22 protein-coding genes are annotated in these 26,465 nt (G+C 71.0%); 10 read left to right on the top strand and 12 right to left on the bottom strand.

Translation table 11 applies throughout. The annotated features are described in order from the left end of the window. The first annotated feature begins 6 nt into the window (after positions 1-6). The 3 genes from AS97_RS30900 to AS97_RS30890 are packed head-to-tail and all read left to right on the top strand — an operon-like array spanning position 7 to position 2,632. Positions 7-465 carry an ATP-binding protein gene (locus AS97_RS30900; protein WP_086709001.1) on the top strand — a complete coding sequence of 153 codons (459 nt, stop codon included), beginning with the start codon at positions 7-9 and terminating at the stop codon, positions 463-465. Between the two features lie 55 nt (positions 466-520). Then, entirely contained in the window at positions 521-1,138 is a 618-nt protein-coding gene (locus AS97_RS30895) for a TetR family transcriptional regulator (RefSeq protein WP_059148532.1), read from the top strand. Between the two features lie 33 nt (positions 1,139-1,171). Beyond that, positions 1,172-2,632, top strand: a complete 1,461-nt coding sequence (locus tag AS97_RS30890; RefSeq protein WP_210566030.1) for an FAD-dependent monooxygenase — start codon at positions 1,172-1,174, stop codon at positions 2,630-2,632. Between the two features lie 213 nt (positions 2,633-2,845). Here the strand turns inward: AS97_RS30890 and AS97_RS30885 are convergent, their stop codons facing one another. Continuing rightward, on the bottom strand, positions 2,846-3,631 hold the full coding sequence (locus tag AS97_RS30885) for a methyltransferase domain-containing protein (RefSeq protein WP_210566029.1): 786 nt from the start codon (positions 3,629-3,631) through the stop codon (positions 2,846-2,848). A 168-nt stretch (positions 3,632-3,799) separates the two neighbouring features. Between AS97_RS30885 and AS97_RS30880 the strand changes: the two genes are divergently transcribed. The 3 genes from AS97_RS30880 to AS97_RS30870 all read left to right on the top strand — a co-directional run bounded on the left by AS97_RS30880 (position 3,800) and on the right by AS97_RS30870 (position 8,340). Continuing rightward, on the top strand, positions 3,800-5,932 hold the full coding sequence (locus tag AS97_RS30880) for a glycosyltransferase (protein ID WP_210566028.1): 2,133 nt from the start codon (positions 3,800-3,802) through the stop codon (positions 5,930-5,932). Between the two features lie 97 nt (positions 5,933-6,029). Beyond that, the gene (locus AS97_RS30875) at positions 6,030-7,304 is read left to right on the top strand and encodes an LCP family protein (RefSeq protein ID WP_210566027.1); all 1,275 of its coding nucleotides are present in this window, start codon (positions 6,030-6,032) and stop codon (positions 7,302-7,304) included. Between the two features lie 235 nt (positions 7,305-7,539). Then, a complete protein-coding gene (locus tag AS97_RS30870; RefSeq protein WP_107119346.1) occupies positions 7,540-8,340 on the top strand; it encodes a carbohydrate ABC transporter permease in 801 nt (266 codons plus the stop codon). Between the two features lie 285 nt (positions 8,341-8,625). On the opposite strand, the gene AS97_RS30865 is transcribed toward AS97_RS30870, so the two are convergent. From AS97_RS30865 to AS97_RS30850, 4 genes are all read right to left on the bottom strand, one after another. Next, a complete protein-coding gene (locus AS97_RS30865; RefSeq protein WP_210566026.1) occupies positions 8,626-9,819 on the bottom strand; it encodes a hypothetical protein in 1,194 nt (397 codons plus the stop codon). Further along, on the bottom strand, positions 9,810-11,186 hold the full coding sequence (locus tag AS97_RS30860) for a hypothetical protein (protein ID WP_210566025.1): 1,377 nt from the start codon (positions 11,184-11,186) through the stop codon (positions 9,810-9,812). Before AS97_RS30860 ends, AS97_RS30865 begins: the two co-directional genes overlap by 10 nt. A gap of 90 nt (positions 11,187-11,276) precedes the next feature. Further along, complete coding sequence (locus AS97_RS30855) at positions 11,277-12,386, bottom strand: helix-turn-helix domain-containing protein (protein ID WP_210566024.1); 1,110 nt, start codon at positions 12,384-12,386, stop codon at positions 11,277-11,279. A gap of 285 nt (positions 12,387-12,671) precedes the next feature. Continuing rightward, positions 12,672-13,697, bottom strand: a complete 1,026-nt coding sequence (locus AS97_RS30850) for a 6-phosphofructokinase (RefSeq protein WP_059147632.1) — start codon at positions 13,695-13,697, stop codon at positions 12,672-12,674. Positions 13,698-13,906: 209 nt separating this feature from the next. Here AS97_RS30850 and pta point away from each other — a divergent pair, with 209 nt between their 5' ends. From pta to pyk, 3 genes are all read left to right on the top strand, one after another. Then, a complete protein-coding gene (gene pta / locus AS97_RS30845; RefSeq protein ID WP_059147633.1) occupies positions 13,907-16,015 on the top strand; it encodes a phosphate acetyltransferase in 2,109 nt (702 codons plus the stop codon). Next, positions 16,012-17,157: an acetate kinase gene (locus tag AS97_RS30840; RefSeq protein ID WP_059147634.1), complete on the top strand. Its 1,146-nt coding sequence runs from the start codon at positions 16,012-16,014 to the stop codon at positions 17,155-17,157. Before pta ends, AS97_RS30840 begins: the two co-directional genes overlap by 4 nt. A gap of 72 nt (positions 17,158-17,229) precedes the next feature. Then, a complete protein-coding gene (gene pyk / locus AS97_RS30835) occupies positions 17,230-18,657 on the top strand; it encodes a pyruvate kinase (RefSeq protein WP_059147635.1) in 1,428 nt (475 codons plus the stop codon). A gap of 103 nt (positions 18,658-18,760) precedes the next feature. On the opposite strand, the gene AS97_RS30830 is transcribed toward pyk, so the two are convergent. From AS97_RS30830 to AS97_RS30815, 4 genes are all read right to left on the bottom strand, one after another. Beyond that, positions 18,761-20,119 (bottom strand): hydrogenase expression protein HypF, encoded by a 1,359-nt coding sequence (locus tag AS97_RS30830; RefSeq protein ID WP_125758638.1) that lies wholly within the window; start codon positions 20,117-20,119, stop codon positions 18,761-18,763. Further along, positions 20,097-20,627 (bottom strand): DUF6114 domain-containing protein, encoded by a 531-nt coding sequence (locus AS97_RS30825; protein ID WP_059147637.1) that lies wholly within the window; start codon positions 20,625-20,627, stop codon positions 20,097-20,099. Before AS97_RS30825 ends, AS97_RS30830 begins: the two co-directional genes overlap by 23 nt. 136 nt (positions 20,628-20,763) lie before the next feature. Continuing rightward, a complete protein-coding gene (locus tag AS97_RS30820; RefSeq protein WP_059147638.1) occupies positions 20,764-21,381 on the bottom strand; it encodes a DUF6230 family protein in 618 nt (205 codons plus the stop codon). Between the two features lie 561 nt (positions 21,382-21,942). Beyond that, a complete protein-coding gene (locus AS97_RS30815) occupies positions 21,943-22,914 on the bottom strand; it encodes a tetratricopeptide repeat protein (RefSeq protein WP_059147639.1) in 972 nt (323 codons plus the stop codon). A gap of 138 nt (positions 22,915-23,052) precedes the next feature. Between AS97_RS30815 and AS97_RS30810 the strand changes: the two genes are divergently transcribed. After that, positions 23,053-23,727: a TetR/AcrR family transcriptional regulator gene (locus AS97_RS30810; RefSeq protein WP_059147640.1), complete on the top strand. Its 675-nt coding sequence runs from the start codon at positions 23,053-23,055 to the stop codon at positions 23,725-23,727. On the opposite strand, the gene AS97_RS30805 is transcribed toward AS97_RS30810, so the two are convergent. The 3 genes from AS97_RS30805 to AS97_RS30795 form a co-directional block, all read right to left on the bottom strand. After that, positions 23,703-25,403, bottom strand: coding sequence for a methylmalonyl-CoA mutase family protein (locus AS97_RS30805; protein ID WP_125758637.1), 1,701 nt, complete (start codon positions 25,401-25,403; stop codon positions 23,703-23,705). The genes AS97_RS30810 and AS97_RS30805 overlap by 25 nt on opposite strands. Before the next feature lie 151 nt (positions 25,404-25,554). Then, positions 25,555-25,887: a DUF3817 domain-containing protein gene (locus AS97_RS30800; RefSeq protein ID WP_079059741.1), complete on the bottom strand. Its 333-nt coding sequence runs from the start codon at positions 25,885-25,887 to the stop codon at positions 25,555-25,557. A gap of 54 nt (positions 25,888-25,941) precedes the next feature. After that, positions 25,942-26,451, bottom strand: a complete 510-nt coding sequence (locus tag AS97_RS30795) for a MarR family transcriptional regulator (protein ID WP_059147643.1) — start codon at positions 26,449-26,451, stop codon at positions 25,942-25,944. Positions 26,452-26,465 lie beyond the last annotated feature (14 nt).

Below are 26,465 nucleotides of genomic sequence, written 5' to 3'. Positions count from 1 at the left end.
TACGCGATGGCATTCGCGCCCCAAGACCCCCGGATCCCGGACCCCAGCGACCCCATCGTCGACGAGGGCCGCGTCGACTACGTCCCGACACCGATAAGCGTGACCAGGGCCCGCCAGCACGCCACGCGACTCGTGACCGAGTGGGGGCACCCCGCACTCGCCGACGACGCCGCGCTCATCGTGTCCGAGCTGGCCACCAACGCCGTGCGGCACGCCCGCATCCCCGGGCGGCTGTTCCGGGTCCAGCTCACCCTCACCAAATCCCGCTTACGTATCGCCGTATCCGACCCCCGGGGCGAGCGACTCCCCCGCCCCCGCCATCCGTCGCCCTGCGACAGGCACGGCCGTGGCCTGCTCATCGTCCGCGCCCTCGCCGCACGCTGGGGCGTGCGCGAGCGGACCGTGGGCAAGGAGATCTGGGCCGAGCTGGACCTGACCAGCCCATCGCCCCAAGCCGAGCTTTAAAAAATTGCGTGCCCCGCAGATTTGCGGGGCACGCAAAAATTGCTACTCTCGTCGCATGGGACTGCGAGAGCGCAAGAAGGCCCAGACGCACGCGGCGCTGAGCTGGGCCGCGACCCGGCTGACCGTGGAGCGCGGATTCGACAAAGTGAAGGTGGAGGACATCGCCGAGGCGGCCGGTGTCTCGCCACGCACGTTCAACAACTACTTCTCGAGCAAGGCCGAGGCGATTGCGTTCCGCCACCTCGACCGCCTTCTGCGCATCGCGGAGGCGCTGCGCGAGCGGCCGGACGAGCCGCTGTGGGACGCGATCACCGACTCCGTACTGCCGCAGTTCGCGGCGGACGCGGAGTCGGTGGCCCATCCCCCCGCCACCGACGTGGCGCAATGGACGGCAGGCGTGCGCGTGATGGTCGCCGAACCAACCCTGCGGGGCGAGATGCTGCGGGCCGGGGCCATCGCCGAGGCCGAGATCGCGGCGACGATCGCCGAACGCACCGGCGGTGACCTCGATCAGGACCTGTATCCGCACCTTGTCGCGTCGGCGGTGGTGGCCGCCGTACACACCGCCATCGCCCACCACCTCCGTACCGATCCACCGGTGCCGTTGAGCCCCCTGCTCATGGACGCCCTCGCCCGGTTCGCGGCGGGGCTGTCCACGCCGTCCACCCCGTAAACCCCCCAACTCACCTACCCCGAAGGGGGATTCATGATCGAGGTCGTCATCGCAGGCGCGGGGCCCAACGGCCTGATGCTCGCCTGCGAACTCGCCCTGGCCGGTGTGCGCCCGGTCGTCCTGGAACGCCTCACCGAACCAACCGACACGCAGCGCGCGAACGGCCTGGTGGGCCAGGTCATCCGCATGCTCGACCGGCGCGGGCTGTATGAGCGGCTGGCCACGCCCGGCACCACGCCCGAACCGGCGCCCCGTTTCCCATTCGGCGCGTTCCCGCTCGACCTGAGCGATCTGCCGGACAACCCGCTGTACACGCTGTTGGTGCCGCAGCTCCGGATCGAGCGGATGCTCACCGAGCGCGCGGCGGAGCTGGGTGTCGACATCCGGCGCGGGCACGAGGTCATCGGGCTGACGCAGGGCGAGAAGTCGGTGACGGTCGAGCTGCGCGGGCGGGAGCCGATCGAGGCGGAGTTCCTGGTCGGCGCGGACGGCGGGCGCAGTACGGTCCGCAAGCTCACGGGCATCGACTTTCCCGGCGTGACCAGCGACGACTCGGTGTCGCGCACCGGACATGTGAGCGTGCCCGCAGACCTGATCGGCCCGGACGGCAGCCTCACCGTGCCCGGTTTCGGCGCCATCCCGCCGTTCCAGCATCTGCGGACCGAGCACGGGCTGCTCGCCTGGGCGCCCTCCCCGGACCCGGACGGTGACCCGAAGCTGACCACCGTGGAATGGGGGCAGCCCCCCGAGGGCGAGGCATCGCTGGAGGAACTGCGGGCCGGCGCCAGCCGGGTGCTCGGCACGGACATCACCCTCGACCCGCCGACCGGGCCGGGACCGCATCTGATGCGGCGGCTGTTCGGCGGCAACACCCGGATCGCCGAGCGCTACCGCGCGGGCCGCGTCCTGCTGCTCGGCGACGCCGCGCATGTGCACTCGGCGATCGGCGGCCCGGGGCTCAACCTGGGCCTCCAGGACGCGGTGAACCTCGGCTGGAAGCTGGCGGCGGAGGTGCGCGGCCACGCGGCGGAGGGGCTGCTGGACACGTACGAGTCGGAGCGGCACCCGGCGGCACGGCGGGTCGCCATGCACACGCAGGCGCAGTCGTTGCTGACCCGGCCGGGCGGTGAGGTGACGGCGCTGCGCGAACTCTTCGGCGAACTGCTCGACCAGCCCGCCACCCGGCAGCACATCGCGGCACTGCTCGCCGGCGCGGACATCACGTACGACATGGGCCCGGCGACCGGACCGCTCGTCGGCCACTGGGCCCCGGACCTGCCGGGCCTGCGCGACCTGACCCGCACCGCCCGCCCCCTCCTCCTGGACCCCACCGCCACTCTCGACCCGGGCCCCTGGTCACCGCAGATCGACACCGTGCCCGCCCCCGACCTCGACACCGCCCTACTCCTGCGCCCCGACTGCTACATCGCCTGGCAGGGCACGACGAACGAGGGCCTGCACGAGGCCCTGGCCACCTGGTTCAGGGCCGCCTGAGCGACGGGCCGCCGTGGCTGCCGGGGCGCGTGCCGAAGCGACACGCACCAAGGGCCACAAGGAGCCGCGCGGGCGCCAGGGCATCAGCCTGGCGCTCGCACACGCAGAACTCAGTTCGCGTGCGGCCGACCATCACGGACCATGTCACCACGACCAGAGCCGACGGCCGGGCGTCCGAACTCCCGGCGAGGGCGCCGCACGACCACCGGTCGGCTATGCCTCCGCCACCACCACGTACAGCGTCGCCGAGGCGAAGAACGGGCGGTGGGCGAGGTGGTGCAGCCAGACGGCCGCCTGGTACTCGCTGAGGTAACCGGCCTCGACGGCGCGGCGGGTGGTGCGCTCGAATCCGAAGACCCGGTCCGCCGCGCGGACATCACGGAAGACCGGGGTGACCGGAATGACCTCCGGCACGCGGAACCCGGCGTCGGTGGCGAGACGGGCGAGCTGGCGGCCGATGGCGGCGTTGTGGATCACCCGCTCGGTGATATGGCGGGTGTAGGCGCGGGAGAGCGCCGGGTGGGGGTGGTCGACGGCGAAGGTGTCCCAGTCGGGCTCGCCCATCACCAGCCGCCCGCCCGGCCGCAGCACCCGGTGGAACTCGGCGAGGGCGCGGGCCGGGTCGTCCACCCACTGGAGCACCCGGTCGGTGCGGGCGCGGTCCACCGCCGCGTCGTCCAGGGGGAGGGTGTGCACATCGCCCCGCCGCAGCTCGACGCCCGGATGCGCGGCAGTGCGCGCCGCCGCCGCGTCCAGCATCTCCTGGTCGCGATCGACCCCGATGACCGTGCCGCCGGGGACGACCGCCTCCGCGAGGGCGGGGAGATCGGCGCCGGGGCCGCAGCCCGCGTCCAGGACGGCCAGCCCGGCCCGCAGATCGAGCGCGTCCAGCATCCGTCCCTTGTAGTCGCGTCCGGCGTCGCTCGCGGCGAACCGGATGAGGTAGTCGGCGGACGCGGGCCTGGTGGTCTCGAAGACGGACGCATCGGCAGAGGTCATGGGCGTCAGTCAAGCAGAGCCGCCTCGCGGAGGCGGCCGCTTTCGAGCGCGCACCACGGATCCCCCTACGTGATGCGGCAGCGCGGCGGGGGCGGCCCGGGAATTCTTATCCATTCGCGCTGCATCGCCGGACCCGCTCGGCGCCCCCCAACTACCGTGCGACCAACCATGTTTGAGGGCAACCGGTCGAAAAAACGCCAGGAATCCAGCCACGTGGCCCGAGGGGGCCGGCACAAGCGGTCCCGTGACCCGCGCGCGCACTGGCTGCTTCTGCTCCTCGCCCTCCCCGTCATGTTCGGCCTGCTGATGTTCCAGGGTTGGACCACCCATGAGGTCGACGCGGCGAAGGCGCGGCGGCCCTGCACCAGCCCGGTGCCGCAGGCGCTGGCCGACGGTGGGCCGGTGGTGCAGATCAACGGCGATCAGGTGCGGACCGTGGGCATGCCCGCCGGAACCGTCGCGCTCACCTACGACGGCGGGCCCGACCCCGTCCAGACCCCGCGCCTGCTGGACCTGCTGCGCCGGTACGACGCGCGGGCCACGTTCTTCGTCTCCGGCGCCAAGGCGGCGCAGTACCCGGACCTCGTACGCCGGATCCGCGCCGAGGGCCATGAGCTCGGGTCGAACACCTACACCGGCGCCGACATGGGCACCGCCTCCCCCGGCCGCTCCCGGATGGAGCTGTCCCTCACCGAGGCCGCGCTGGCGGGCTCCGTGGGGGTCCAGCCTCGGCTGCTGCGGCTGCCGCTGACCACCGATGTGGACACGCTGTGCGGCGACGAGTGGCAGGCCGCGCGGCGGGTCGCCGAGGAGGGGTACGCGCTGGTGGCCGCCGACCGGTCGGCCAGGAAGCCCGCGCAGGGGGTGGTCCGGCAGTTCAGCCAGACCGACACCGCGTACCAGGAGACCGAGAAGCTGCTGAAGGACCCGCGGGCGAAGAAGTTCACCACGGTGACCGGCGGGCTCGGCGTGCCCCCGGTCGACGTCCCGGTCTCCGGCCTCGAACGCTGGGAGGGCAAGGCGCTGATCCGGGTCGCGGCCATCGGCCGCGGCTTCGTGTCCACCATGACCTGGGTGCTGGGGATCGCGGGGGCGCTGGGGGTGCTGCGGCTGCTGATGCTCGTGCTGTTCGCCCGTACCCATGTCCGGCGGCTCACCCGCTTCCGGCCCGGCGCGCCCTGGCTGCGGGAGGTCAACGAGCCCGTGACGGTGCTCATCCCCGCGTACAACGAGGAGGCGGGCATCGAGGCCACCATCCGTTCGTTGCTCGCCTCCACCCATCAGCGCCTGCAGATCGTCGTGATCGACGACGGGTCGACGGACCGTACGGCCGATATCGCCGCGAGCGTCGACGACCCCCGGGTGCTGGTGGTCCGCCAGCCCAACGCGGGCAAGGCCGCCGCCCTCAACACCGGGCTCGCCCACACCCGGCACGACATCGTGGTGATGGTCGACGCCGACACCGTCTTCGAATCGGACGCCGTCCACCAGCTCATCCAGCCCCTCGCCCACCCGGCCATCGGCGCCGTCAGCGGCAACACCAAGGTCGGCAACCGGCGCAGCCTGCTGGGCCGGTGGCAGCACCTGGAGTACGTCTTCGGCTTCAACCTCGACCGGCGGATGTTCGAGGTGCTGGAGTGCATGCCGACCGTGCCCGGCGCCATCGGGGCCTTCCGGCGGGACGCGCTGATGGGCGTCGGCGGGGTCAGCGAGGACACCCTCGCCGAGGACACCGACCTGACCATGGCGCTGTGGCGGGCGGGCTGGCGGGTGGTGTACGAGGAGACCGCCGTCGCCTGGACCGAGGTGCCCACCTCCCTGCGGCAGCTCTGGCGCCAGCGCTACCGCTGGGGCTACGGCACCCTCCAGGCCATGTGGAAACACCGCCGCGCGGTGGTCTCCCTGGGCTCGGTGGGGCGGTTCGGCCGCCGGGGGCTCAGCTATCTCACGCTCTTCCAGGTGCTGCTGCCGCTGCTGGCGCCCGTGATCGACCTCTTCGCCCTGTACGGGGCGCTCTTCCTGGACCCGGGGCAGGGGGCCGGGGTGTGGTTCGGCTATCTCGCGATCCAGATGGTCTGCGCCGGATACGCGCTGCGGCTGGACGGTGAGCGGATGCGGGCGCTGTGGTCGCTGCCGTTCCAGCTCTTCGTCTACCGGCAGTTGATGTATCTGGTGGTCATCCAGTCCGTGGTCGCCCTCCTGCTCGGGACGCGGCTGCGGTGGCACCGCAGCCAGCGCTCGGGAACGGCCGCCCAGGCGCTGGGCGAGGCGCCGGCGCACCGGAGCCTGACGTCGAAGTGACGTACGGCGACCGGGTCCGCGTTCAACGCGGCACCGAAGTTGTCATAGCTCTATGAAGCGACGGCGGGCGCCTCCGGCCGGTGGGCAGACTGCGCCCATGAGCGATCGGTTGGACGGGTGGGCCGCCGCGAACCGGCCGTCGGGGCGGGCCTGGGACATCTCCACGGCCCAGACGCAGAGCATCCCCGTGCAGGGGACCCCCGCGCCGGGGACCACCCAGGGCATGCCCGCGCAGGGAACCCCAGGCGTCCCGACGAAACCCGCCCCGTACCGCAGGGGCGAGGAGACCCTGGCCACCCCCGCACTCACCCCCACCCCCACCCCCACACCCGGACCCGACCCCACCCCCACCGTCCGGCGCCGCGCCCCCAAGGAGCCGCTCAGCCGGCGCCGCCGGATCACCCGGCTCGCCATCGTGACCGTCTCCGCGCTGCTCCTCGCCTCCGGCGGCGCCTACGTCTGGGCCGACACCCAGCTCAACCGCGAGGTCGACCTCGGCAAATCACCGGACCGCCCACCGCCGGGCAAGGGCACCAACTACCTCATCGTGGGCTCCGACAGCCGGGAGGGCCTCTCCGAGCAGGCCAGGAAGAACCTGCGCACCGGCTCGGCCGAGGGCCGCCGCACCGACTCGATGATGGTGCTGCACACCGGCTCCAACGGCACCACGATGATGAGCCTGCCGCGTGACTCCTGGGTGACCGTCCCGGGGTTCCTCCGCCCCGACACCGGCAAGACCTTCGCCCCGTCCCGGAACAAGCTGAACGCGGCGTACTCGATGGGCGGCCCCGATCTCCTCGTCTCCACCATCGAGCGCAACACGGGGCTGCGCATCGACCACTACGCGGAGATCGGCTTCTCCGGGTTCGTGGACGTCGTGGACGCGGTCGGCGGCGTACGGATGTGCGTGGACCGCGACATCAAGGACCCCAAATCCGGGCTGGATCTGCGGAAGGGCTGCCACACCCTCGACGGCGCGAAGGCGCTCGCCTTCGTCCGCCAGCGCAAGCAGGAGGCCAAGGGCGACCTGGGCCGCACCCAGAACCAGCAGAAGTTCCTGGCCGCACTCGCCGACAAGGCCGCCACACCGGGCGTCCTGGCCAACCCGTTCGCGGCCTTCCCGACCGTGCGCGCGGGGCTGGACACGCTCATCGTGGACCAGGACATGGGCCTGCGGAACCTGATGTCGCTGTTCGAGGCGATGAAGGGCGTCACCTCGGGCAACGGCAAACAGCTCAACGTCCCGGTGTCCAACACCAACCTCCGGACCTCCAAGGGCAGCGCCGTGCAGTGGAACGTGACGCAGGCGAGGCGCCTCTTCGACCAGTTGCGGAACGACCAGCCGGTGGACATCGCCCCGCCGAGGCCGTAAGGCGACACCGTAAGGCGACACCGTAAGGCGAGGCCGTAAGGCGAGCGAACCGCGCACGCGTCTTCCCCAACGCGAGCCGCAACCGGTTTCATGGACGGCACGCTGATCGACTGCGCTCGCAAGCGCGCGAGGAGGTCCGAGGTTGTCCACGCTCTCCGCCCGCCCCGCCCGCCCATGGCCCGGCTCCGCCACGTCCCGCCCGCGCCCCCGCTGGTCCCCGAGCCGACGCCGCCGACTGGCCGCCGACGCCGCGCTGTTGCTCATCGCGGCCGCGTTTCTGCTCCCGCTCGCCTGGTTGGTCCTGGCCTCCATCGACAGCGACGCCACGCTGCGGGTCTCGGCGCCCGGCTCGCCCACGCTGGACAACTTCTCGGCGGTGTGGACGGACGAGATCACCTTCACGCCGATGCTCAACAGTCTGCTCCTGTGCGGCGGCGCGACCATCCTGACCGTCGCCTGCGCCGCACTGGCCGCCTATCCCCTCTCCCGCTTCCGCTCCCGCGTCGTACGCCCGTATCTGCTCACGGTGCTCTTCACCACCTGTCTGCCGATCACCGCGATCATGGTTCCGGTCTACGGACTCTTCGTCCAGGTGGACCTCATCGACACCATGGGCGGCACCGCTCTCTTCCTCGCCGCCTCCCAACTCCCGTTCGCCATATGGCTGATGAAGAACTTCATGGACGGCGTGCCGGTGATCCTGGAAGAGGCGGCCTGGACCGACGGCGCGTCCTGGCTGCAGAGCCTGACCCGGGTGATCCTGCCGCTGATGGGGCCCGGCATCACGGTCGTGATGATCTACAGCTTCATCATGATGTGGGGCAACTTCTTCGTCCCCTTCATGCTGCTGCTCTCCCCCGAACAACTCCCCGCGTCCGTATCGATCTTCACCTTCTTCGGCAACTACGGCCAGGTCGTCTACGGCCAGCTGGCCGCCTTCTCGATCCTCTACTCGACGCCGGTGCTCCTGCTCTACGTCCTGATCTCCCGCCGCCTGGGCGGCGGCTTCGCCCTGGGCGGCGCCGTCAAGGGATGACGGCGGCGCCGCGGTTACGGGGGTGACCGGCGGTACCGTCTCTTCCCCTCCCCGCCCCTTCCCGATACCAGAGGCTCCGCCCCTGGACCCCAGCAGCGGAGCCCCACCACACGGCGGAGCCGCCACATCGATGCCCCGGCAGGGGGCGGGAGGCGAGATGCCCGCCCGCCCCGCTCCCATTTACCGGGGGCTGGGGCAGAGCCCCAGTTACGGGAAGGGGCGGGGAGGGGAACAGCCCGCCGCAGGCGGCACAGTCCGCCGGACATCCCCGGTTCGGCCCGTGGTTCAGCCCTTGGGCAGGCTCGGCGCCTCGCAGCCGTGGTGTGTGGCCGAAGCGGCGGCGAAAGCCGCCAGCGCGGCGCGTTCGTAGGCGAGGTCGGGGCGGCGGCGGGTTTCGCCGTCGGCGTCGGCGGCGCGGATGAGGTAGAGGGCTGACTCGGCGCCGCGCGGGCAGGTGGCACCGGCCCAGTAGGCGCTCTGCCCGAGCCGACCGGCGGGCTTCTCGGCGGGGGTCACGTTCTCGTAGTCGTAGTCCCGGGTGTACTGGGAGCGGGCGTCCTCCGCGTACGGGCCGTAGTACGCCTCGAGACGGTAGAGCGGTGAGCCGTCCCGCATGCCGAGGACGCAGCTCTCGCGCGGTGCGCGGTCGCGGGCGGTCTCGCGGGCCGTGGAGACGGCGGAGCGGGAGGCGGTGGGGACGGCCGCGCAGGTGCCCTTGGCGCCGAGCAGCGGTTCGTACTCGTCCTCGTTCACCGGCAGGCCGACCGTACGGACGGGTGCGCCCAGGCGGGCTCCGCAGCCCCAGTGGTCGTTGGCCGCCTCGGCGGTGGCAGTGGCGGTGCGGACGAAGTCGGGGCGGACGGCGGGGTCGTCGAGGGTGGTGGCGCCGCGCAGCGCGGTCTCGACGGTGATCAGCAGGCTGTCGCCGCGCCGGGCGCAGTCGAGCAGGACGGCGGTGGTGGCCGTGCCGTCCTCGGCGTCGCCCAGCCGTGCGGTGTCGGTGGCGAAGAGGCCGGACCAGCCGTTGCCGAGGGGGACGGGAAGCGTGTGGCTCGCGGGTACGGCGGCGTAGAGCTCGCCGTATCCGTACTCGGCGCGAGGGCGGGGCGAGCCCGCGATGGTGACGGCGATGTGGCCGGTGCCCTCGGCGGCGATCCGGCAGCGGACGGACAGGTTGTTGGCCCGCTTGCCGCCGCTTTTGGCTGTCCTGCCGCCGCTTTTGGCTGTCCTGCTGCCGCTTTTGGCGGCCTTGTCGCCGAAGGCGCCCTCGGTGCGGTTGGTCACGTCCAGTGCGGCGTCCTCGCCGAGCACCGTGCGGACCTCGCCGACCGGAAGCACCCCGTCGCAGGCCCCGTCCAGCGCCCGGTCCTCGCTACCCGCGAACCAGACGATCGCTCCGGTGAGGGCGGCCAGCGCCACCGCGACGGCCGCCAGGGCCCTCACCCGGCGCCGGGTGAGGGTGGGTCGGGTCAGTGCCACTGCTCCACCTCCCCGAGCACCTTGGTGTCACGGCAGTCCGCCGACGCGGGCCAGCCGTCCTCCGCGTCGAGGTAGCGGTCCAGGACCGTACGGGCGGTGGCGGAGAGCCTGGTGCGGTCCTTGCCGCTGATGACGGCGGTCTCGCCGTCCCCGAGCTGGATCTCGGGGAGGACGGCGACCCGGTGGTAGGTGCTGCGGCCGCCGCACACCGACCTTGCCCACAGGGCGAGTTGGGGCCGCCCGGCGTAGGAGGAGACGCGGTCCCCCTGCCGCAGCACACCACGATCGGCGTCCGCCTCGGAGTCCGCCTCGGAACCGGCCTCCGAGGGGCCTTCGCCCTCCTGCGCTCCCCACCCGGGGACATGCCCCTCGCGTTCGTAGGAGTCGTAGGCGGACCGGCCCAGGACGCCCGACCAGCTCGCCGCCTCGACCTCGGTGACCTGCCACTGCTTCGGGCGCGGGCGCCGGCCGGCGTTCTTCTCCGTGTCCCACTCCCCGGCGCAGGCGCTCAGGCCGGTGGATTCCTGCAGATCGCCGAGGGTGGTCCAGGTGCCGGAGGCGATGCCGGGGAGCGAGGAGCCGTCGATCCACTCGCATTTGCGCAGCGCCCGGCCGGGCGCGCCATGGGTCTCGTCCGTGTCCACCACGGTTCTCGGCATCGTGAGCGGACCGGAGCCGCAGTGCTGGGCCTTGGTGAGGACGTTGGCGACCTGTACGGCGGTACGGAAACCGAGGAGCGCGGTGGCGCGGTCCGGTTTGCCGCTCCGCGACGTCGCCTCGTCGGCGTCGTCTGCCGCGTCGGTCTCGTCGGCCTCGTCCACCCCGTCAGTCCCGTCAGTCCCGTCAGCCCCGTCCGTCACCCGGGCCGTCACATACAGATCGGTCGTGGGCCGGACCCGGCCGCCGAGCCCGCCCAGGCAGTCGGTCACCAGCCAGGCTCCCCGCTTCCCGTACTGGCCGGTGGTGCCCGGTGCCACGAAGGTGCCGTGGCCACCGGCCGGTTCCAGCAGGTCCCGGGTCTCGACGGCCTGGGGGACATCGGACACCAGCGCCTCGGCATGGACCGTGACCCCGTAGCCGTCTCCCCACGACAGCGAGCAGTCCAGCAACGAACGGCTCTCCTGCCCGGGGGCGAGCATCGTGCCGTGCTCTCTGAGCTTGCCCGGCCGCTCGCCCCGCACCAGCCGTTCGAGGTCCCCGTACGGCAGGGTGCCGTCACACGCCTTCCTCAACTGGGCCTGGTTGGCGGCGAGATGGCCGCCGCCGCTGTCCCGGGTCGCGAGGACGGTTCCCGCGATCCCCACCACCGCCATCAGTACGACGAGGGGCGTGCGGCGCTGCCACACACGGCCCCATAAACCACGCATCCCGCCCTTGACTCCTCACATCTCCTGACCAGTTCCCCCTTGATCAGGCGGGGACAGTATCAGAGGGGCGGGAGCACGGCGGCGGCGCGGCTATCCTTTCGCGCCGGAGGGCTCCTTCTTCGGCTCGGAGGGCTCCTTCTTCGGCCCGGAGGGCTCCCCTTTCGCCCCGGCGCCCACCGGGTCGAAGCGGAAGACCTGTCCCGGGGCGCCGGACCGGCACGGCAGTTGGACCACATGGGCCCAGCGTCGGGTCGTGCCGCCGGGCAGCCCCAGACACTGGCCGGTGTGCGCGGGCCGCAGCCGGAATCCCTCGGTGGGCCGGTCGACGGCCTCCAGCCGGAACTCCTCGCCCGCTCCCCTGCTCTCGCAGTAGTCGTCGCCCAACCAGGCACCCTCGGCCTTGCTCTGGCCCATGATTCCGGAGCAGCCCGGGCCGTGCTCGGGGTGGAGGGTGGCGATCCGCCACAGCCCGTCGTCCAGGCGCTGGAGCGAGAACGAGGGGAAGACGTCCGCGCACGGCACCTGATAGACCCAGGCGGTCTTGTCCTGGGGACGTTCGGACAGACACAGCGAGGAGTGGACGGCCCGGATCCGGTACTTCCCGGGCGCGGGCGCCGGGCCGTCCGAGGAGACCGCCGCGGACCCGCCCTTCCTGTCCGGTCCGTCGCCCTCGCCGCGCCCGTCGTCGTGCGCCCGCCAGACGAGCACGGCCGCCGTCGCGGCCACGGCGACCGTCAGCGCGAGCGCGCCGCTCAGCATCGGCGTACGGGAGCGCCGGGCGCCCGCCTGGGGCGTACGGGAGGAGGAGGGCGCGGCCGGCGATGCGGGCTCGCCCTGGACGAGAGGCTCAAGTGGCTCGACCGGGGTGGCATCCGCCGCGGCCTCCCCGAGGAGACCCGCCCCCGGTTCGGCGGCGCGCGTCGCGAGGTCCTTACGGACGGCCAGCCAGACGGTGAGCTCCGGGGCCCCCACGCCACAGGCCCGTACGAAGGCCGCGACCAGCTCCTCGCGGGGCAGCGTGGTGCGCCCGAGCATATTGGCGATCGTGCTGCGCGGCAGTATGTCCCCGACCGCGTCGGCCCGTGCGGCCAACTCCCGGTAGGTCAGCCGGGACCAGTCCTTGAGTGCCTGCAGCGCGGCGATGAACTCGCGGGCGCTCCGCGCCCGCCGTGGATCCGGAGCCCTGTCGGCATCGGCCATCTGCGGTTCTCTCCCCCGCCCCTGCGTCCCGGGCCTGTCCGGGACACGGGACAGCCTTGTTCACTCCGGCGGTTCGTTCAAGAGTGAACCTCGCCAACCACGCGCGGCCGCAGCGGCGTTGATTCTCCACGGGGGGATGATCAAGGCCGCCGCGGCCGACGAGGGAGCCAACGAGAGGCGGGAGAGGCCCAACGAGCGCTAGCCGGCGCCCAAACGATCGGGAGTGACCGCCCACCGATCGGGAGAGCGCCCCCAACCAGCAGCGGCGAGCACGCGCCTGACGGCTCAGAAGACCGACTCGGCCTCGTCCATCCGGTCGACCGGAACGGTCTTGAGCTCGGTGACCGCGTTGGCGATCGGCACCATCGTGATGTCCGTGCCGCGCAGCGCGGTCATCATGCCGAAGTCGCCGCGGTGCGCCGCCTCGACGGCGTGCCAGCCGAAGCGGGTGGCCAGTACGCGGTCGTACGCGGTGGGCGTGCCGCCGCGCTGCACATGGCCCAGAATGACCGGGCGGGCCTCCTTGCCCAGGCGCCGCTCCAGCTCGGCCGCGAGGCGGTTGCCGATACCGGTGAACCGCTCATGGCCGTACTGGTCGATCGCGCCCTTCTGGTACTCCATGGAGCCCTCGGCCGGGTGCGCGCCCTCGGCGACGCAGATGACCGCGAACTTCTTGCCCCGCGAGAACCGCTCCTCGACCATCTTCACCAGCCCGTCGACCTCGAAGGGCCGCTCCGGCAGGCAGATGCCGTGGGCGCCGCCGGCCATCCCGGACTCCAGTGCGATCCAGCCCGCGTGGCGTCCCATGACCTCGACGACCATGACCCGCTGATGTGATTCGGCGGTGGTCTTCAGCCGGTCCATGGCCTCGGTGGCGACGCCGACGGCGGTGTCGAAGCCGAAGGTGCGGTCGGTGGAGGAGATGTCGTTGTCGATCGTCTTCGGGACGCCGACGATCGGCAGGCCCGCGTCGGAGAGCATCCGCGCGGCGGTGAGGGTGCCCTCGCCGCCGATCGGGATCAGCACATCTATCCCATAGTCGCGCGCGTGGTCCTTCGAGGTCTCGCACGCCTCGCGCAGCCGGGCGCGCTCCAGCCGGGAGGAGCCGAGGATGGTGCCACCGCGGGCGAGGATGCCACTGACGGCGTCCAGGTCCAGCTTGCGGTGACGGCCGTCGAGGAGCCCCTTGAAGCCGTCCTCGAACCCGATCACCTCGTCTCCGTGGCCGGCGACCGCGCGGTGCACCACCGACCGGATCACAGCGTTGAGGCCGGGGCAGTCGCCGCCTGCGGTGAGAACTCCGATGCGCATCGTGCTGTGTCTCCTGCTCCCTACGGGTAGATGTGAGCCAGTCCGATTGTTTCATGGGCGGGGTAGTGCTGTATCCCCCCAGCGGCCAGCGCCTTAATCACGGTCGCAGGTATTGTCAAGAGGACCGGGCCGTTCAATGTGGCCAATTTGTGTCCCATGGGCGCACAAACGGAAAACACCCAAGAACGCCAGAGGAACGGAGAGTGCGCGTGACACGCAGCGTGTACGTGACCGGAGTCGAGCGTGGCGACGGACGCCAGGTCGTGGAGCTGGGGGTGATGGAGCTCCTGACCCGTCATGTCGACCGGGTCGGAGTCTTCCGCCCCCTGGTGCACGACGGCCCCGATCGCCTCTTCGACCTGCTGCGGGCGCGCTACCGGCTCAGCCAGTCGCCGGAGTCGGTCTTCGGCATGACATATCACGAGGCGGCCACGCTCCAGGCCGAGCGGGGCGCCGACGAGCTGGTCTCGCAGCTGGTCGGCCGCTTCCACGAGGTCGCCGACGCGTATGACTACGTCCTGGTGCTGGGCAGCGACTACGCGGCCACCAGCCTCCCCGACGAGCTGGGGCTGAACGCACGGCTCGCCAATGAGTTCGGCGCCTCGGTGATCACGGTCGTCGGCGGGCAGCGGCAGACCGCCGAGTCGGCCGGCGCCGAGGCCCACAACGCCTACCGCGCCTATGAGGCGCAGGGCTGCGATGTGGTCGCGGTGGTCGTCAACCGGGTGGTGCCCGGGGACCGCGAGGCCATCGCCGAGCGGCTGGCCGCCAAGCTGCCGGTCCCCAGCTATGTGCTGCCCGAGGACCCGTCGCTGTCGGCGCCCACCGTCTCCCAGATCGTCCGCACGCTGGGCGCGGAGGTGCTGCTCGGCGATCAGACCGGGCTCTCCCGGGATGTGCGGGACTTCGTCTTCGGCGGCGCGATGCTGCCGAGCTTCCTGCCCGCGCTGACCGAGGGCTGTCTGGTGGTGACGCCCGGGGACCGCGCGGACCTGATCGTGGGCGCGCTGGCCGCGCACAGCGCCGGCTCCCCGCCGATCGCCGGGGTGCTGCTCACCCTGGACGAGCGGCCGGGCCCGGACATCCTGGCGCTGGCCTCGCGACTGGCCCCGGGGACCCCGGTGGTGTCGGTGGCGGGCGGGTCCTTCCCGACGGCGGCCGAGCTGTTCGCCATCGAGGGCAAGCTCACGGCGAGCGCGCCGCGCAAGGCGGAGACGGCGCTCGGCCTCTTCGAGCGGCATGTGGACACCGCCGCGCTGACCGAGCGCATCTCGGTGGGCCGCTCGGCCCGGGTCACCCCGATGATGTTCGAGCGCGAGCTGATCGAGCGGTCCCGGTCCCGTCGCCGCCGGGTGGTGCTGCCCGAGGGCGCGGAGGAGCGGGTGCTGCGCGCCGCCGACGTACTGCTCCGCCGCGATGTGTGCGATCTCACACTGCTGGGCGAGGAGGACGCGATCCGCAAGCGCGCGGCCGAACTCGGCATCCAGCTCGCCGAGGCGCAGATCGTCGATCCGCAGACCTCCCCGCTGCGCGAGCGCTTCGCCGAGGGGTACGCGAAGCTGCGCGCCCACAAGGGCGTCTCCTACGAGCTGGCGTACGACGTGGTGGCCGACGTCTCGTACTTCGGCACCCTGATGGTCCAGGAGGGCCTGGCCGACGGCATGGTCTCGGGCGCGGTGCACTCCACCGCCGCCACCATCCGGCCCGCCTTCGAGATCATCAAGACCGCCCCGGGCGCCGAGATCGTCTCCTCGGTCTTCTTCATGTGCCTGGCCGACCGGGTGCTGGTCTACGGCGACTGCGCGGTCAACCCCGACCCGGACGCCGAGCAGCTCGCGGACATCGCCATCCAGTCGGCGACGACGGCCGCCCGGTTCGGGGTGGAGCCGAGGATCGCGATGCTGTCGTACTCCACCGGCACCTCGGGCTCCGGCGCGGATGTGGACAAGGTCCGCAAGGCGACCGAGCTGGTCCGCGAGCGCCGCCCCGACCTGCTGGTCGAGGGCCCGATCCAGTACGACGCGGCGGTGGACGCCGCGGTCGCGGCGACCAAGCTGCCCGACTCCGAGGTGGCGGGCAACGCCACCGTGCTGATCTTCCCGGACCTGAACACCGGCAACAACACCTACAAGGCCGTGCAGCGCTCGGCGGGCGCCGTCGCGGTCGGCCCGGTCCTGCAGGGTCTGCGCAAGCCGGTGAACGACCTGTCCCGCGGGGCGCTCGTCCAGGACATCGTCAACACCGTCTCGATCACCGCCGTCCAGGCCCAGTCCCCGGCATCGCCGGCATCCCCCACAGAGAAGGCCCAGTCCGCGTGAACGGCTCCCGAGTCCTCGTCCTCAACTCCGGCTCCTCGTCCGTGAAGTACCAGCTTCTGGACATGGCCGACGGCTCCCGGCCCGCCTCCGGCATCGTGGAGCGGATCGGTGAGGGGCCCGTCGCCGACCACGCGGCGGCCCTCAAACAGGTCGCCGACGAACTGGCCGCCCAGGGCCTGGGCCTCGACTCGCCCGAGCTGGCGGCGGTCGGCCACCGGGTGGTGCACGGCGGCACCCGGTTCACCGAGCCGACCCTGATCACCGACGAGGTGGTCGAGGAGATCGCGAAGCTGATCCCGCTGGCCCCGCTGCACAACCCGGCCAACGTCACCGGGATCAAGGTGGCCCGCGCGCTGCGCCCGGACCTGCCGCAGGTCGCGGTCTTCGACACCGCGTTCCACTCGACCATCCCGGAGGCGGCGGCGCGCTACGCGATCGACGTGGACACCGCCGACCGATGGGGGGTGCGGCGCTACGGCTTCCACGGCACCTCGCACGCGTATGTCTCCCGGGCCACCGCCGCCCTGCTGGGCAAGGACCCGGCGGAGGTCAACACGATCGTGCTGCACCTGGGCAACGGGGCCAGCGCCTCGGCGGTGCGCGGCGGCGTCTGCGTGGAGACCTCGATGGGGCTGACCCCGTTGGAGGGCCTGGTGATGGGTACCCGCTCGGGGGACATCGACCCGGCGGCGATCTTCCATCTGTCCCGGGTGGGCGGCATGTCGACCGATGAGATCGACACGCTGCTCAACAAGCGCAGCGGGCTGGCCGGGCTGTGCGGGGACAACGACATGCGCGAGATCGGCCGCCGGATGGGCGAGGGCGATCAGGCCGCGCAGCTCGCCTTCGACATCTACAGCCACCGACTGCGGAAGTATGTGGGCGCGTACACCGCGGTACTCGGGCGGGTGGACGCCATCGCGTTCACCGCCGGTGTGGGGGAGAACTCCGCGGCGGTACGGGAGGCGGCGTTGCGCGACCTCACCGCGTTCGGCATCGAGGTGGACGGCGTCCGCAACGCGCTGCGCTCCGCCACGGCGCGGCTGATCTCCACGGAGTCCAGCCGGGTCGCGGTGGCCGTGGTGCCCACCGATGAGGAGCTGGAGATCGCCGGCCAGACGTTCGCCCTGGTCAGCGCCTAGCCTCCGGTTCCGGCTCCGCTATGCCCAAGACTGAAAAATTCCGCTCCGAAACAAACCGATAGGATCTGCCTCATGCGCCGTTCCAAAATCGTCTGCACTCTGGGCCCTGCTGTCGACTCCTACGATCAGCTGAAGTCCCTCATCGAGGCCGGGATGAACGTGGCCCGGTTCAACATGAGCCACGGAACCCACCCGGAGCATGAGGAGCGGTACCACCGCGTCCGCAAGGCCTCCGAGGAGACCGGGCACGCGGTCGGCGTCCTCGCCGACCTCCAGGGCCCCAAGATCCGTCTGGAGACCTTCAAGGACGGCCCGGTGGAGCTGGTCCGCGGGGACGAGTTCATCATCACCACCGAGGACGTGGAGGGTGACCGCACCATCTGCGGCACCACCTACAAGGGGCTGCCGGGCGATGTGTCCAAGGGCGACCAGGTCCTGATCAACGACGGCAATGTCGAGTTGCGGGTCACCGCGGTCGAGGGCTCCCGGGTCCGGACCATCGTCATCGAGGGCGGGGTGATCTCCGACCACAAGGGGATCAACCTGCCGGGTGCGGCGGTCAATGTGCCCGCGCTGTCCGAGAAGGACGTCGAGGACCTGAAGTTCGCCCTGCGGATGGGGTGCGACATGGTCGCCCTGTCCTTCGTCCGGGACGCGTCCGACGTCCGGGACGTCCACCGCGTCATGGACGAGGTGGGCCGCCGGGTGCCGGTGATCGCCAAGGTGGAGAAGCCGCAGGCGGTCGCCAATATGACGGACGTCGTCGCGGCCTTCGACGGGGTCATGGTGGCCCGTGGTGACCTCGCGGTGGAGTATCCGCTGGAGAAGGTCCCGATGGTGCAGAAGCGGCTGATCGAGCTCTGCCGCCGCAACGCCAAGCCGGTGATCGTCGCGACCCAGATGATGGAGTCGATGATCACCAACTCCCGGCCGACCCGCGCCGAGGCGTCCGACGTGGCCAACGCGATCCTGGACGGCGCGGACGCGGTGATGCTCTCCGCCGAGTCCTCGGTCGGTGCGTACCCGATCGAGACGGTCAAGACGATGTCCCGGATCGTCCAGGCCGCCGAGCAGGAGCTGCTCTCGCGCGGTCTGCAGCCGCTGGTGCACGGCAAGAAGCCGCGCACCCAGGGCGGTTCGGTGGCCCGCGCGGCGTGCGAGATCGCCGACTTCCTGGGCGCCAAGTCGCTGGTCGCCTTCACCCAGTCCGGTGACACCGCCCGCCGGCTGTCCCGCTACCGCGCCCAGCAGCCGATCGTGGCCTTCACCACGGACGCGTCCACCCGCAACCAGCTCACGCTGAGCTGGGGCGTGGAGTCCTACGTGGTGCCGTACGTCGAGCACACCGACGCGATGGTCGACCTGGTCGACGCCGAGCTGCTGAAGCTGGGCCGCTACTCCGCGGGCGACACCATGATCATGACCGCCGGTTCGCCTCCCGGCGTCCCCGGCACCACCAACATGGTCCGGGTGCACCACCTGGGCGGCGCGAGCCGGTAGCGCGCCGAACGCGACCGTGGGCACCGTCTCCGAGTGGAGGCGGTGCCCACGGTCGTTTCCCTCCCGGAGGAGGGGTGTGCGGCTCCCCGGTGATCTCGCGGGGTCACTCCCCGGTCTTGAACAGATGCATGCCCGGTACGGTCAGGTCGCCACCGAACTGGCCGGCCTGCGTGACCGTGACATCGGTGAAGAACACCTCGGGGATGTTGACCGGCGGCGGGCTCTTGGGGCTGAAGGTGATCGGGATGAGCCCCAGCAGGTTCCCCTTCAGCTCCTCGGTGTACATGGTCACCGTGCCGTTGCGAATGGTCGAGGTGGACCCTTCGCGCGCCTGCACATGGGTCGTGGTCCCGGCCGGGCCCACCACCAGCTGGTGCAGATCCTTGATGTCCACACCCGAGGCGGTGAACTTCAGGACCTTCTTGACCTGGCCGCCCTGCGTCTTGACCTCCACGATGCCCTTGTAGTCCAGGCCGTGCAGGCTCAGCAGGGTGCTCTTGAGGGTCCACGGGTCCTCGGGCAGCAGGCTCGAGGTCGGCTCGGTCTCGGCGTTCTCGTACGCGTCGGCGTCGAACTCGGGGCAGGGGAACGCCTCCTTGCCGTTCGCGTCCTTCGAGGCGGACGAGGAGGGCTTCGGAAGTGCCTTGTCCGCTTTGTCCTTGGCGTCCTCGACGGTCTTCCCCGCCCCGTCCACGGTGTCCTTGACGCCCTTGCCCACCTTGTCCACCGTGTCCTTGACCGGATCGGTGAGCTTGTCGGAGCTCTGGGACTTCGACGGGGACGGCGACGGCGACGAGCTGGGCTCCTCGCTCGACGAGGGGCTCGGCGAGGCGCTCGGCTCGGCCGGCTCCTCGGCCTTCTCCTCGGGCGTCAGGATGTCGTGAAGCGCGTCCCCGAGACCCAGCGGGTCCAGGGGGTTCTTGGACTCCGACGGGCTCGGCGAGGCCGACGGCTCCTCGTCCCCGGCACCGGACGACGGCGCGGAGGAGGAACGGGACGGAGACGGCGTGGAGGTGGCCTTGTCGTCGTCCGAGCCCGCCTTGCCGTCCGAGGAATCCTCAGAGCCCTTGGAGCCGTCCTGGGAGCCCTTCTCGGGCGAACCCTTCGCGTCCTCGGCGTCCTTGGAGTCCTTGTCGGCCTTGTCGTCGGGTCGCGAATCCGAGGCGTCCTTGCCGCCCTTGGAGTCGTCCTTGTCCGCCTCGTCCGGCTGGGACACGCACGGCCCGGCCTTGTACCGGTCCTCGGGCCGGGGGTTGGCCGAGGCGAGCTGCGGAGTGAGCCCCATGCCCATCAGCACGGCCGTCGGCATGGCGGCCAGCGCTATGGCCTTGCCGGCGGGCACCTGAAGGCGGGTGAGTACCGACTTCTTCGGTGCCGCGTGCCGCGGGCCCGTTCTGACCCGGCGCGGGCTCACTCCCTCCGGCTGCTCGGGTCGGTCTTCACCCCGCACGGTGCCTCCCATTCCTGGCTTCCTGGTCCGGTGCGGACCCGGCCCCGGCCGGTTCCGGCACGTTGTCACCGTTCCCGTCGTCCTGCGGCGCCGCTCCCGGCCCCTCGGCCGGCTGCGCGGAGGGAGTCTCACCCGGTGCCCAGGAGATGCTCATGCCGCCGCCGAACAGCGCGAGCAGGAATCCCATCAGGAAGCCGCCGAAGTTCGAAACGGGGATCGACACCAGGCCGAGCAGGATCGTGGCGACTCCGGCGAACACCCGCACCATGGGCTGGAACCACATGGTCAGGCCCAGGACCACCAACAGCACCCCGATGATCAGCGAGGCCGATCCGGCGGTGGTGGACATGTTGATGGTGAATCCGCCCGCGTTGACGTCGTTGTACGGGAAGTACATGATCGGCAGCCCCGCGAGCAGGCTCAACAGCCCGGCCCAGAACGGGCGCTGCCAGCGCCACGCCCTGAAGGACTCCCGCAGGCGGCTGATACGGTCACTCGCCCCCGGCGACTCGGCACTCATCGAAAACAGCTCCCTGGGGCCGGCGATCGGTGTGATCGCGGTTGTTCTACAGCAGTACTGGCGTGGCGCATACGCGCTGCTGGTCGATGCCCGGGTGAGGGGCAGCGCCGCGGCCCCTCACCCTCAGCTCAACGGATCAGAAGCATTCGTTCTTGCCCTTGCTGACCTTCATCGAAAGGCCGGAGAGCTTGAACGTGCCCGCACTGGTCGCCCAGGCGGTCTGCTTCACACCGACCAGCGTCGCCGAATCCGACTGCTGGCCGAACGAACCGGGATCGGCCGCATCGCCCTTGTTGATGCCAGGACCCTTGTGCGCGTCACCCGCCGCCACACCGATGTCGATCCCACGGAACGTGGCGTCCGCGTTGAGCTGATCGAGATCGATGAAGAGGTTCTTGGCCTCGACCTGCTTGCTGCCGTTGCCTGCCGTCAGCTTCAGCGACACATCGCCGAAGACGGGAACCGGGATCACGACGGACTGGCACAGGCCCTTGAGCTTCGCGCTCTTGAACGCCGACACCGCGACGGGGATCTTCTTGCCCCCGTGCTGGGTGTCCAGCGCGCCGTACTGCGCGAACCCGGTGCCGTCGAGCCGGTCGACCGAGACCTTGAACTGCTGACCGGACACGTTGAACGAGGCCGCGAGCGCACCCTGGGACAGGGCGACGCCGATCGCGGCCGTGGCAGCAACGCTCGGCACCATGACAACGGCGAACCGCTTCCATCTGGTGCCGCCACGAGCCACGGACTCCATGACTTTCCTCCTTCTCGGACGTACATCTCCGGCCGGGGCGAACCCCGGACCTGGGATGGGAGAAGTGCTACGTCCTCGGGAAGGAGAGCGCCCACGTCTGACAGGCGCACACCGCACCCGCAACACCGGCGATCACCCCCGAGCGACAACCACTGGCCACGCAATCTCGCGCAACCTCCTGGACAGGCCCTGCCTTTGGGGCAGAGACCCCCCTGTCCACGGCCGACGCCACTGCCGCCGGCCTGCCCGGTGGGGACCCAACCACACCGACGCGCCGACCGGATGCCGAGCTACGGGGGGATGGACCGAGCTTGGCCGATCGTGGTCCATTCCCGGCCCAGGCACAAGGGGTTCGTTACTAGCGAGTAACGGACGGATAACCGAACTGCGGCAGGACGGTCGAGATCGGGCACACAGGGTTGCCGGACCGTGACCGGAAAGAGAGGGAGATTTACTCCAAGACCGGACAAAGCCCGGGTCCGCATTTACTGGCAGTAACAGCGGCCGCGTTTACCAAGTTTTGGTAAAGAGCGGCCGCTGTGTTGTTTGAGGAGCCCGAGGTCAGAACAGCACGCGCGCCAACGCGCCGCGCGCCGCCACCACTCGGGGGTCCTCACCGCCAATCACCTCGAACAGACTCAGGAGATGAACGCGGGCCGCGTCCCGATCGTCCCCCGCGGTGCGACGCACCGTGTCCACCAACCGCCCGAAGGCGTCTTCCACATGACCGCCCACCAAGTCCAGGTCGGCCGCCGTGATCTGGGCCTTGGCATCCGCAGGGTTCTCCGCGGCCGCCTTGCGCGCCTGGGTGGCGTCCACTCCCTGAACACGCTCCAGCAACTGGGCCTGGGCCAGGCCCAGCTTCGCCTCGTCGTTGGCCGGGTCGTCGGCGAGCACGCTTCGGTACGCCGCCACCGCACCGCCCAGGTCCCCGGCGTCCAGCGCCTGATGGGCCGCGCCGAGCGCGGTCTCCTGCGGCGACTCGGGGACCTCCGGGGCGGCCTCCTCGGCACCCTCGTCCTGGGCGCCGGGTTCGACAGGTGTACCCACAATGCCGAACTGCTGCTCCGCCGCCTGGATCAGCTGGTCCAGCACCTGGCGGATCTGCGCCTCGGGCGCGGCACCCTGGAAAAGCGGCACCGGCTGGCCCGCGATCACCGCGAAGACCGCGGGGATGCCCTGCACGCCGAACTGCTGGAAGAGCATCTGGTTGGCGTCGACGTCGATCTTGGCGAGGACGAACTGCCCGGCGTACTCCGTCGCCAGCCGCTCCAGGATGGGACCGAGCTGCTTGCACGGCTCGCACCACTCGGCCCAGAAGTCGATGACGACCGGCACTTCGGTGGAGCGCTGCAGGACGTCCTGCTGAAAACCCGCTTCGTCGACATTGAAGATCAGACGGGCGGGCGCCGCGGCGCCCCCGGAGCGGGCCGCCTGTGCTCGCGCCTTCTCCGCCTTCTGCTTCGCTTCTCCGGCCGCCTTCACCGCGGCGAGGTCGACCACTCCACTCATGGACATGTTCCGTGGCTGCATGGTCCCATCCTCCCCTCTTCCCCCGGTGAAGGGAAAAGCGCATCGGCCGACGGCCCGGCCGTGGCCCACCCTTACGCTACGAGCCGTAGCGTAACTCACCCGGGACGCTGTGCGGTACTGGCGGGTAGGGTGCCGCGCATGAGCCCGTCCGCACGCCGCACCGGGCGCCCGCGCAGCGCCGAGGCCGACCGAGCCATCCTGGGCGCCACCCGTGCCGCCCTGGTGGAACTGGGCTGGGCGAAGCTGACGCTGGGCGACGTGGCGGCCCGCGCCGGGGTCGCCAAGACGACCCTCTACCGCCGCTGGGCGAGCAAGTGCGAGCTGGTGGTGGACGCGATAGCGGCGGTCTTCGACGAACACCTGGAGGCGACCGACCGCGGCAGTCTGCACGCCGATGTGGAGGCCGTGGTGATCCGGCTGGGGGCGCTGCTGGAGCGCCCCGAGACGGGCACCGCGCTGATGGCCGTCATCGCGGAGGCCATGCACGACGAGGCGCTGCGGTGCCGGGTGCGCTCGGCGATCGTGGACCGGCAGAAGCGGCTGGTCATGGTCGGCCGGGAGCGCGCCCGGCTCCGCGGTGAGCTGCCGCGCGAGGAGGACCCGGGGGAGTCGGCCCGCCACGCGGACCTGATCTTCGACACGGTCGCCGGGGCGGTGCTCCACCGGCTGATGATCAGCGCGGAACCGGTGGACCCGCGGTGGGCGCGGGACTTCACCGACCTGCTGCTGTACGGACTGACCGGGGCGGATTCCGGCGGTGCCGCGGCCGGCCCCGCCCCGGACGGGGCTCAGAAGCCGGCCGGCTCCGTATAGATTCCCCACTCGTCGCGGAGGGCGTCGCAGATCTCGCCGAGGCTCGCCTCGGCGCGCACCGCCCTCAGCATCGGCTCGATCATGTTGGAGCCCTCGCGGGCGGCGGCGACCAGCGCCTTCAGCCCCTCGGCGATCTCGGCCTCGTCCCGGCCGGCCTTACGGGCGCCCAGCACCCGCACCTGCTCGCGCTCGACCTCGTGGCTGACCCGCAGGATCTCCAGATCGCCGGTGACCGAGCCCTCGTGGCAGTTGACGCCGACGACCTTCTTGTCCCCCTTCTCCAGGGAGCGCTGGTAGCGGAAGGCGGATTCGGCGATCTCGCCGGTGAACCAGCCGTCCTCGATGCCCTGGAGGATGCCGGCGGTGATCGGCCACTGGGGCTGCTGCCCATCCGGCACCGTGCGGCGGCCGCGCTCCTTGATCTGTTCGAAGATCTTCTCGGCGTCGGCCTCGATCCGGTCGGTCAGCGCCTCGATGTACCAGGAACCGCCCAGCGGATCGGCCACATTGAGGACCCCGGTCTCCTCCATCAGCACCTGCTGGGTGCGCAGGGCGATCTCGGCGGCCTGCTCGCTGGGCAGCGCCAGGGTCTCGTCCAGGGCGTTGGTGTGCAGCGAGTTGGTGCCGCCGAGGACCGCGGCGAGGGCCTCCACCGCCGTCCGCACCACGTTGTTGTACGGCTGCTGGGCGGTGAGCGAGACCCCGGCGGTCTGGGTGTGGAACCGCAGCCACTGCGCCTTCTCGGTTTTCGCCCCGTAGACATCGCGCATCCAGCGGGCCCAGATCCGGCGGGCGGCGCGGAATTTGGCGATCTCCTCGAAGAAGTCGACGTGCGCGTCGAAGAAGAAGGACAGGCCGGGCGCGAAGGTGTCGACGTCCAGCCCGCGGGAGAGGCCGAGCTCCACATACCCGAAGCCGTCGGCGAGGGTGTACGCGAGCTCCTGCGCGGCCGTCGCCCCGGCCTCGCGGATGTGGTACCCGGAGACGGACAGCGGCTTGTACGCCGGGATGCCCTCGGAGCAGTACTCCATCAGGTCGCCGATCAGCTTCAGATGCGGCTCGGGCGGGAAGAGCCACTCCTTCTGCGCGATGTACTCCTTGAAGATGTCCGTCTGGAGGGTGCCGTTGAGCCGCGAGATGTCCACGCCCTGGCGCTCGGCGGCGACCAGGTACATACAGAAGACGGGGACGGCCGGACCGCTGATGGTCATCGAGGTGGTGACATCGCCGAGCGGGATGTCCTTGAAGAGGATCTCCATGTCGGCGGCGGAGTCGATGGCGACACCGCAGTGGCCGACCTCGCCGAGCGCGTGCGGATCGTCGGAGTCGCGGCCCATCAGGGTCGGCATGTCGAAGGCGACCGAGAGCCCGCCGCCGCCCGCCTTGAGGATCATCTTGTAGCGCTCATTGGTCTGCTCGGCATTGCCGAACCCCGCGAACTGGCGGATGGTCCAGGCCCGGCCCCGGTAGCCGGTGGCGTACAGGCCACGGGTGTACGGGAACTCGCCGGGCCAGCCGATCCGCTCGAACCCTTCCACGGTGTCGCCCGGGGCGGGCCCGTAGACCGGCTCGACGGGGTCGCCCGACAGCGTGGAGAAGTCAGCGTCGCGCTTGTGTGCCGCGTCGTACCGGGCCTGCCACCGTCGGCGGCCCGCCTCAATGCCTTCGGCGTCCATGCTTCAAAAGTACTAGGACGTCCTAGTAATTGTCGACGCGAGACGCTCCGCAGTGGGCCGATCGGGGGTACTCCACTCCCCGGCCGCGCGCCTCGTCCGATCCCGGACGGGACGCGCGGAAGGGACGCGCGGAAGGGCTACAAACCGCCGGTCAGACCTGCGCGGGCGCGGGCTCGGCGCCGCTGACCAGCGGCTCCACCTCGCGGGTGACCTTGCGCTCGACGAAGAACGCGGCCGTCGGGATGGTGCCCGCGACCAGGACCCACAGCAGCTTGCCGAACGGCCATTTGGCCTTGGAGCCGAGGTCGAAGGCGAAGACCAGGTAGATGATGTAGAGCACGCCGTGGATCTGGGAGACCACGAGCGTCAGGTCCTCGCCCGTGTCGAAGCCGTACTTGAACACCATGCAGGTGCAGAGCACGAGCAGCATCACTGCGGTGACGTAAGCCATGACCCGGTAGCGGGTCAGCACGCTGCGTTTCATGCCCTGAGCGTAACCGCCCGTTCCGGGGCGATCTTCGCCGCCCCCGGGTCTTGGTCAGCCGTCCTCGAAGTCCTCCGCGGCGACCCGCAGCGGGCGCAGCATCTCGAAGATCCTGCCGCAGTCCTCGGCGTCGTAGACCCCGAGCCCGAATTCCATCGCCATCAGATCGCGGGTGGCCGATTCGACCACCTCACGGCCCCGCTCGGTGATCGAGGCCAGGGTGCCGCGGCCGTCGTTGGGGTTCGGCCGCTTGTCGACCAGACCCGATTTGACCAGGCGGTCCACCGAATTGGTGACCGAGGTCGGGTGGACCATCAGCCGCTCACCGATCTTGGACATCGGCAGCTCGCCGGATTTGGAGAAGGTGAGCAGCACCAGCGCCTCATAGCGGGCGAAGGTCAGTCCGTACGGTCTGACGACCGCGTCGACCTGACTGAGCAGAATCTGGTGCGCCCGCATGATCGAGGTGATCGCGCCCATGGAGGGCACGGACCCCCACCGCTGCTTCCAGTGCTCATCGGCACGGGCGATGGGGTCGAACGACAGGCTGAGCGGCTTCGGCACACCACCGACCCTAC

The sequence above is a fragment of the Streptomyces sp. AgN23 genome, assembly GCF_001598115.1.
In the GTDB taxonomy this organism is placed as follows: domain Bacteria; phylum Actinomycetota; class Actinomycetes; order Streptomycetales; family Streptomycetaceae; genus Streptomyces; species Streptomyces antimycoticus.
Note: the sequence above shows the minus strand (reverse complement) of the source record. Positions and strands in the feature narration are given on the sequence as shown.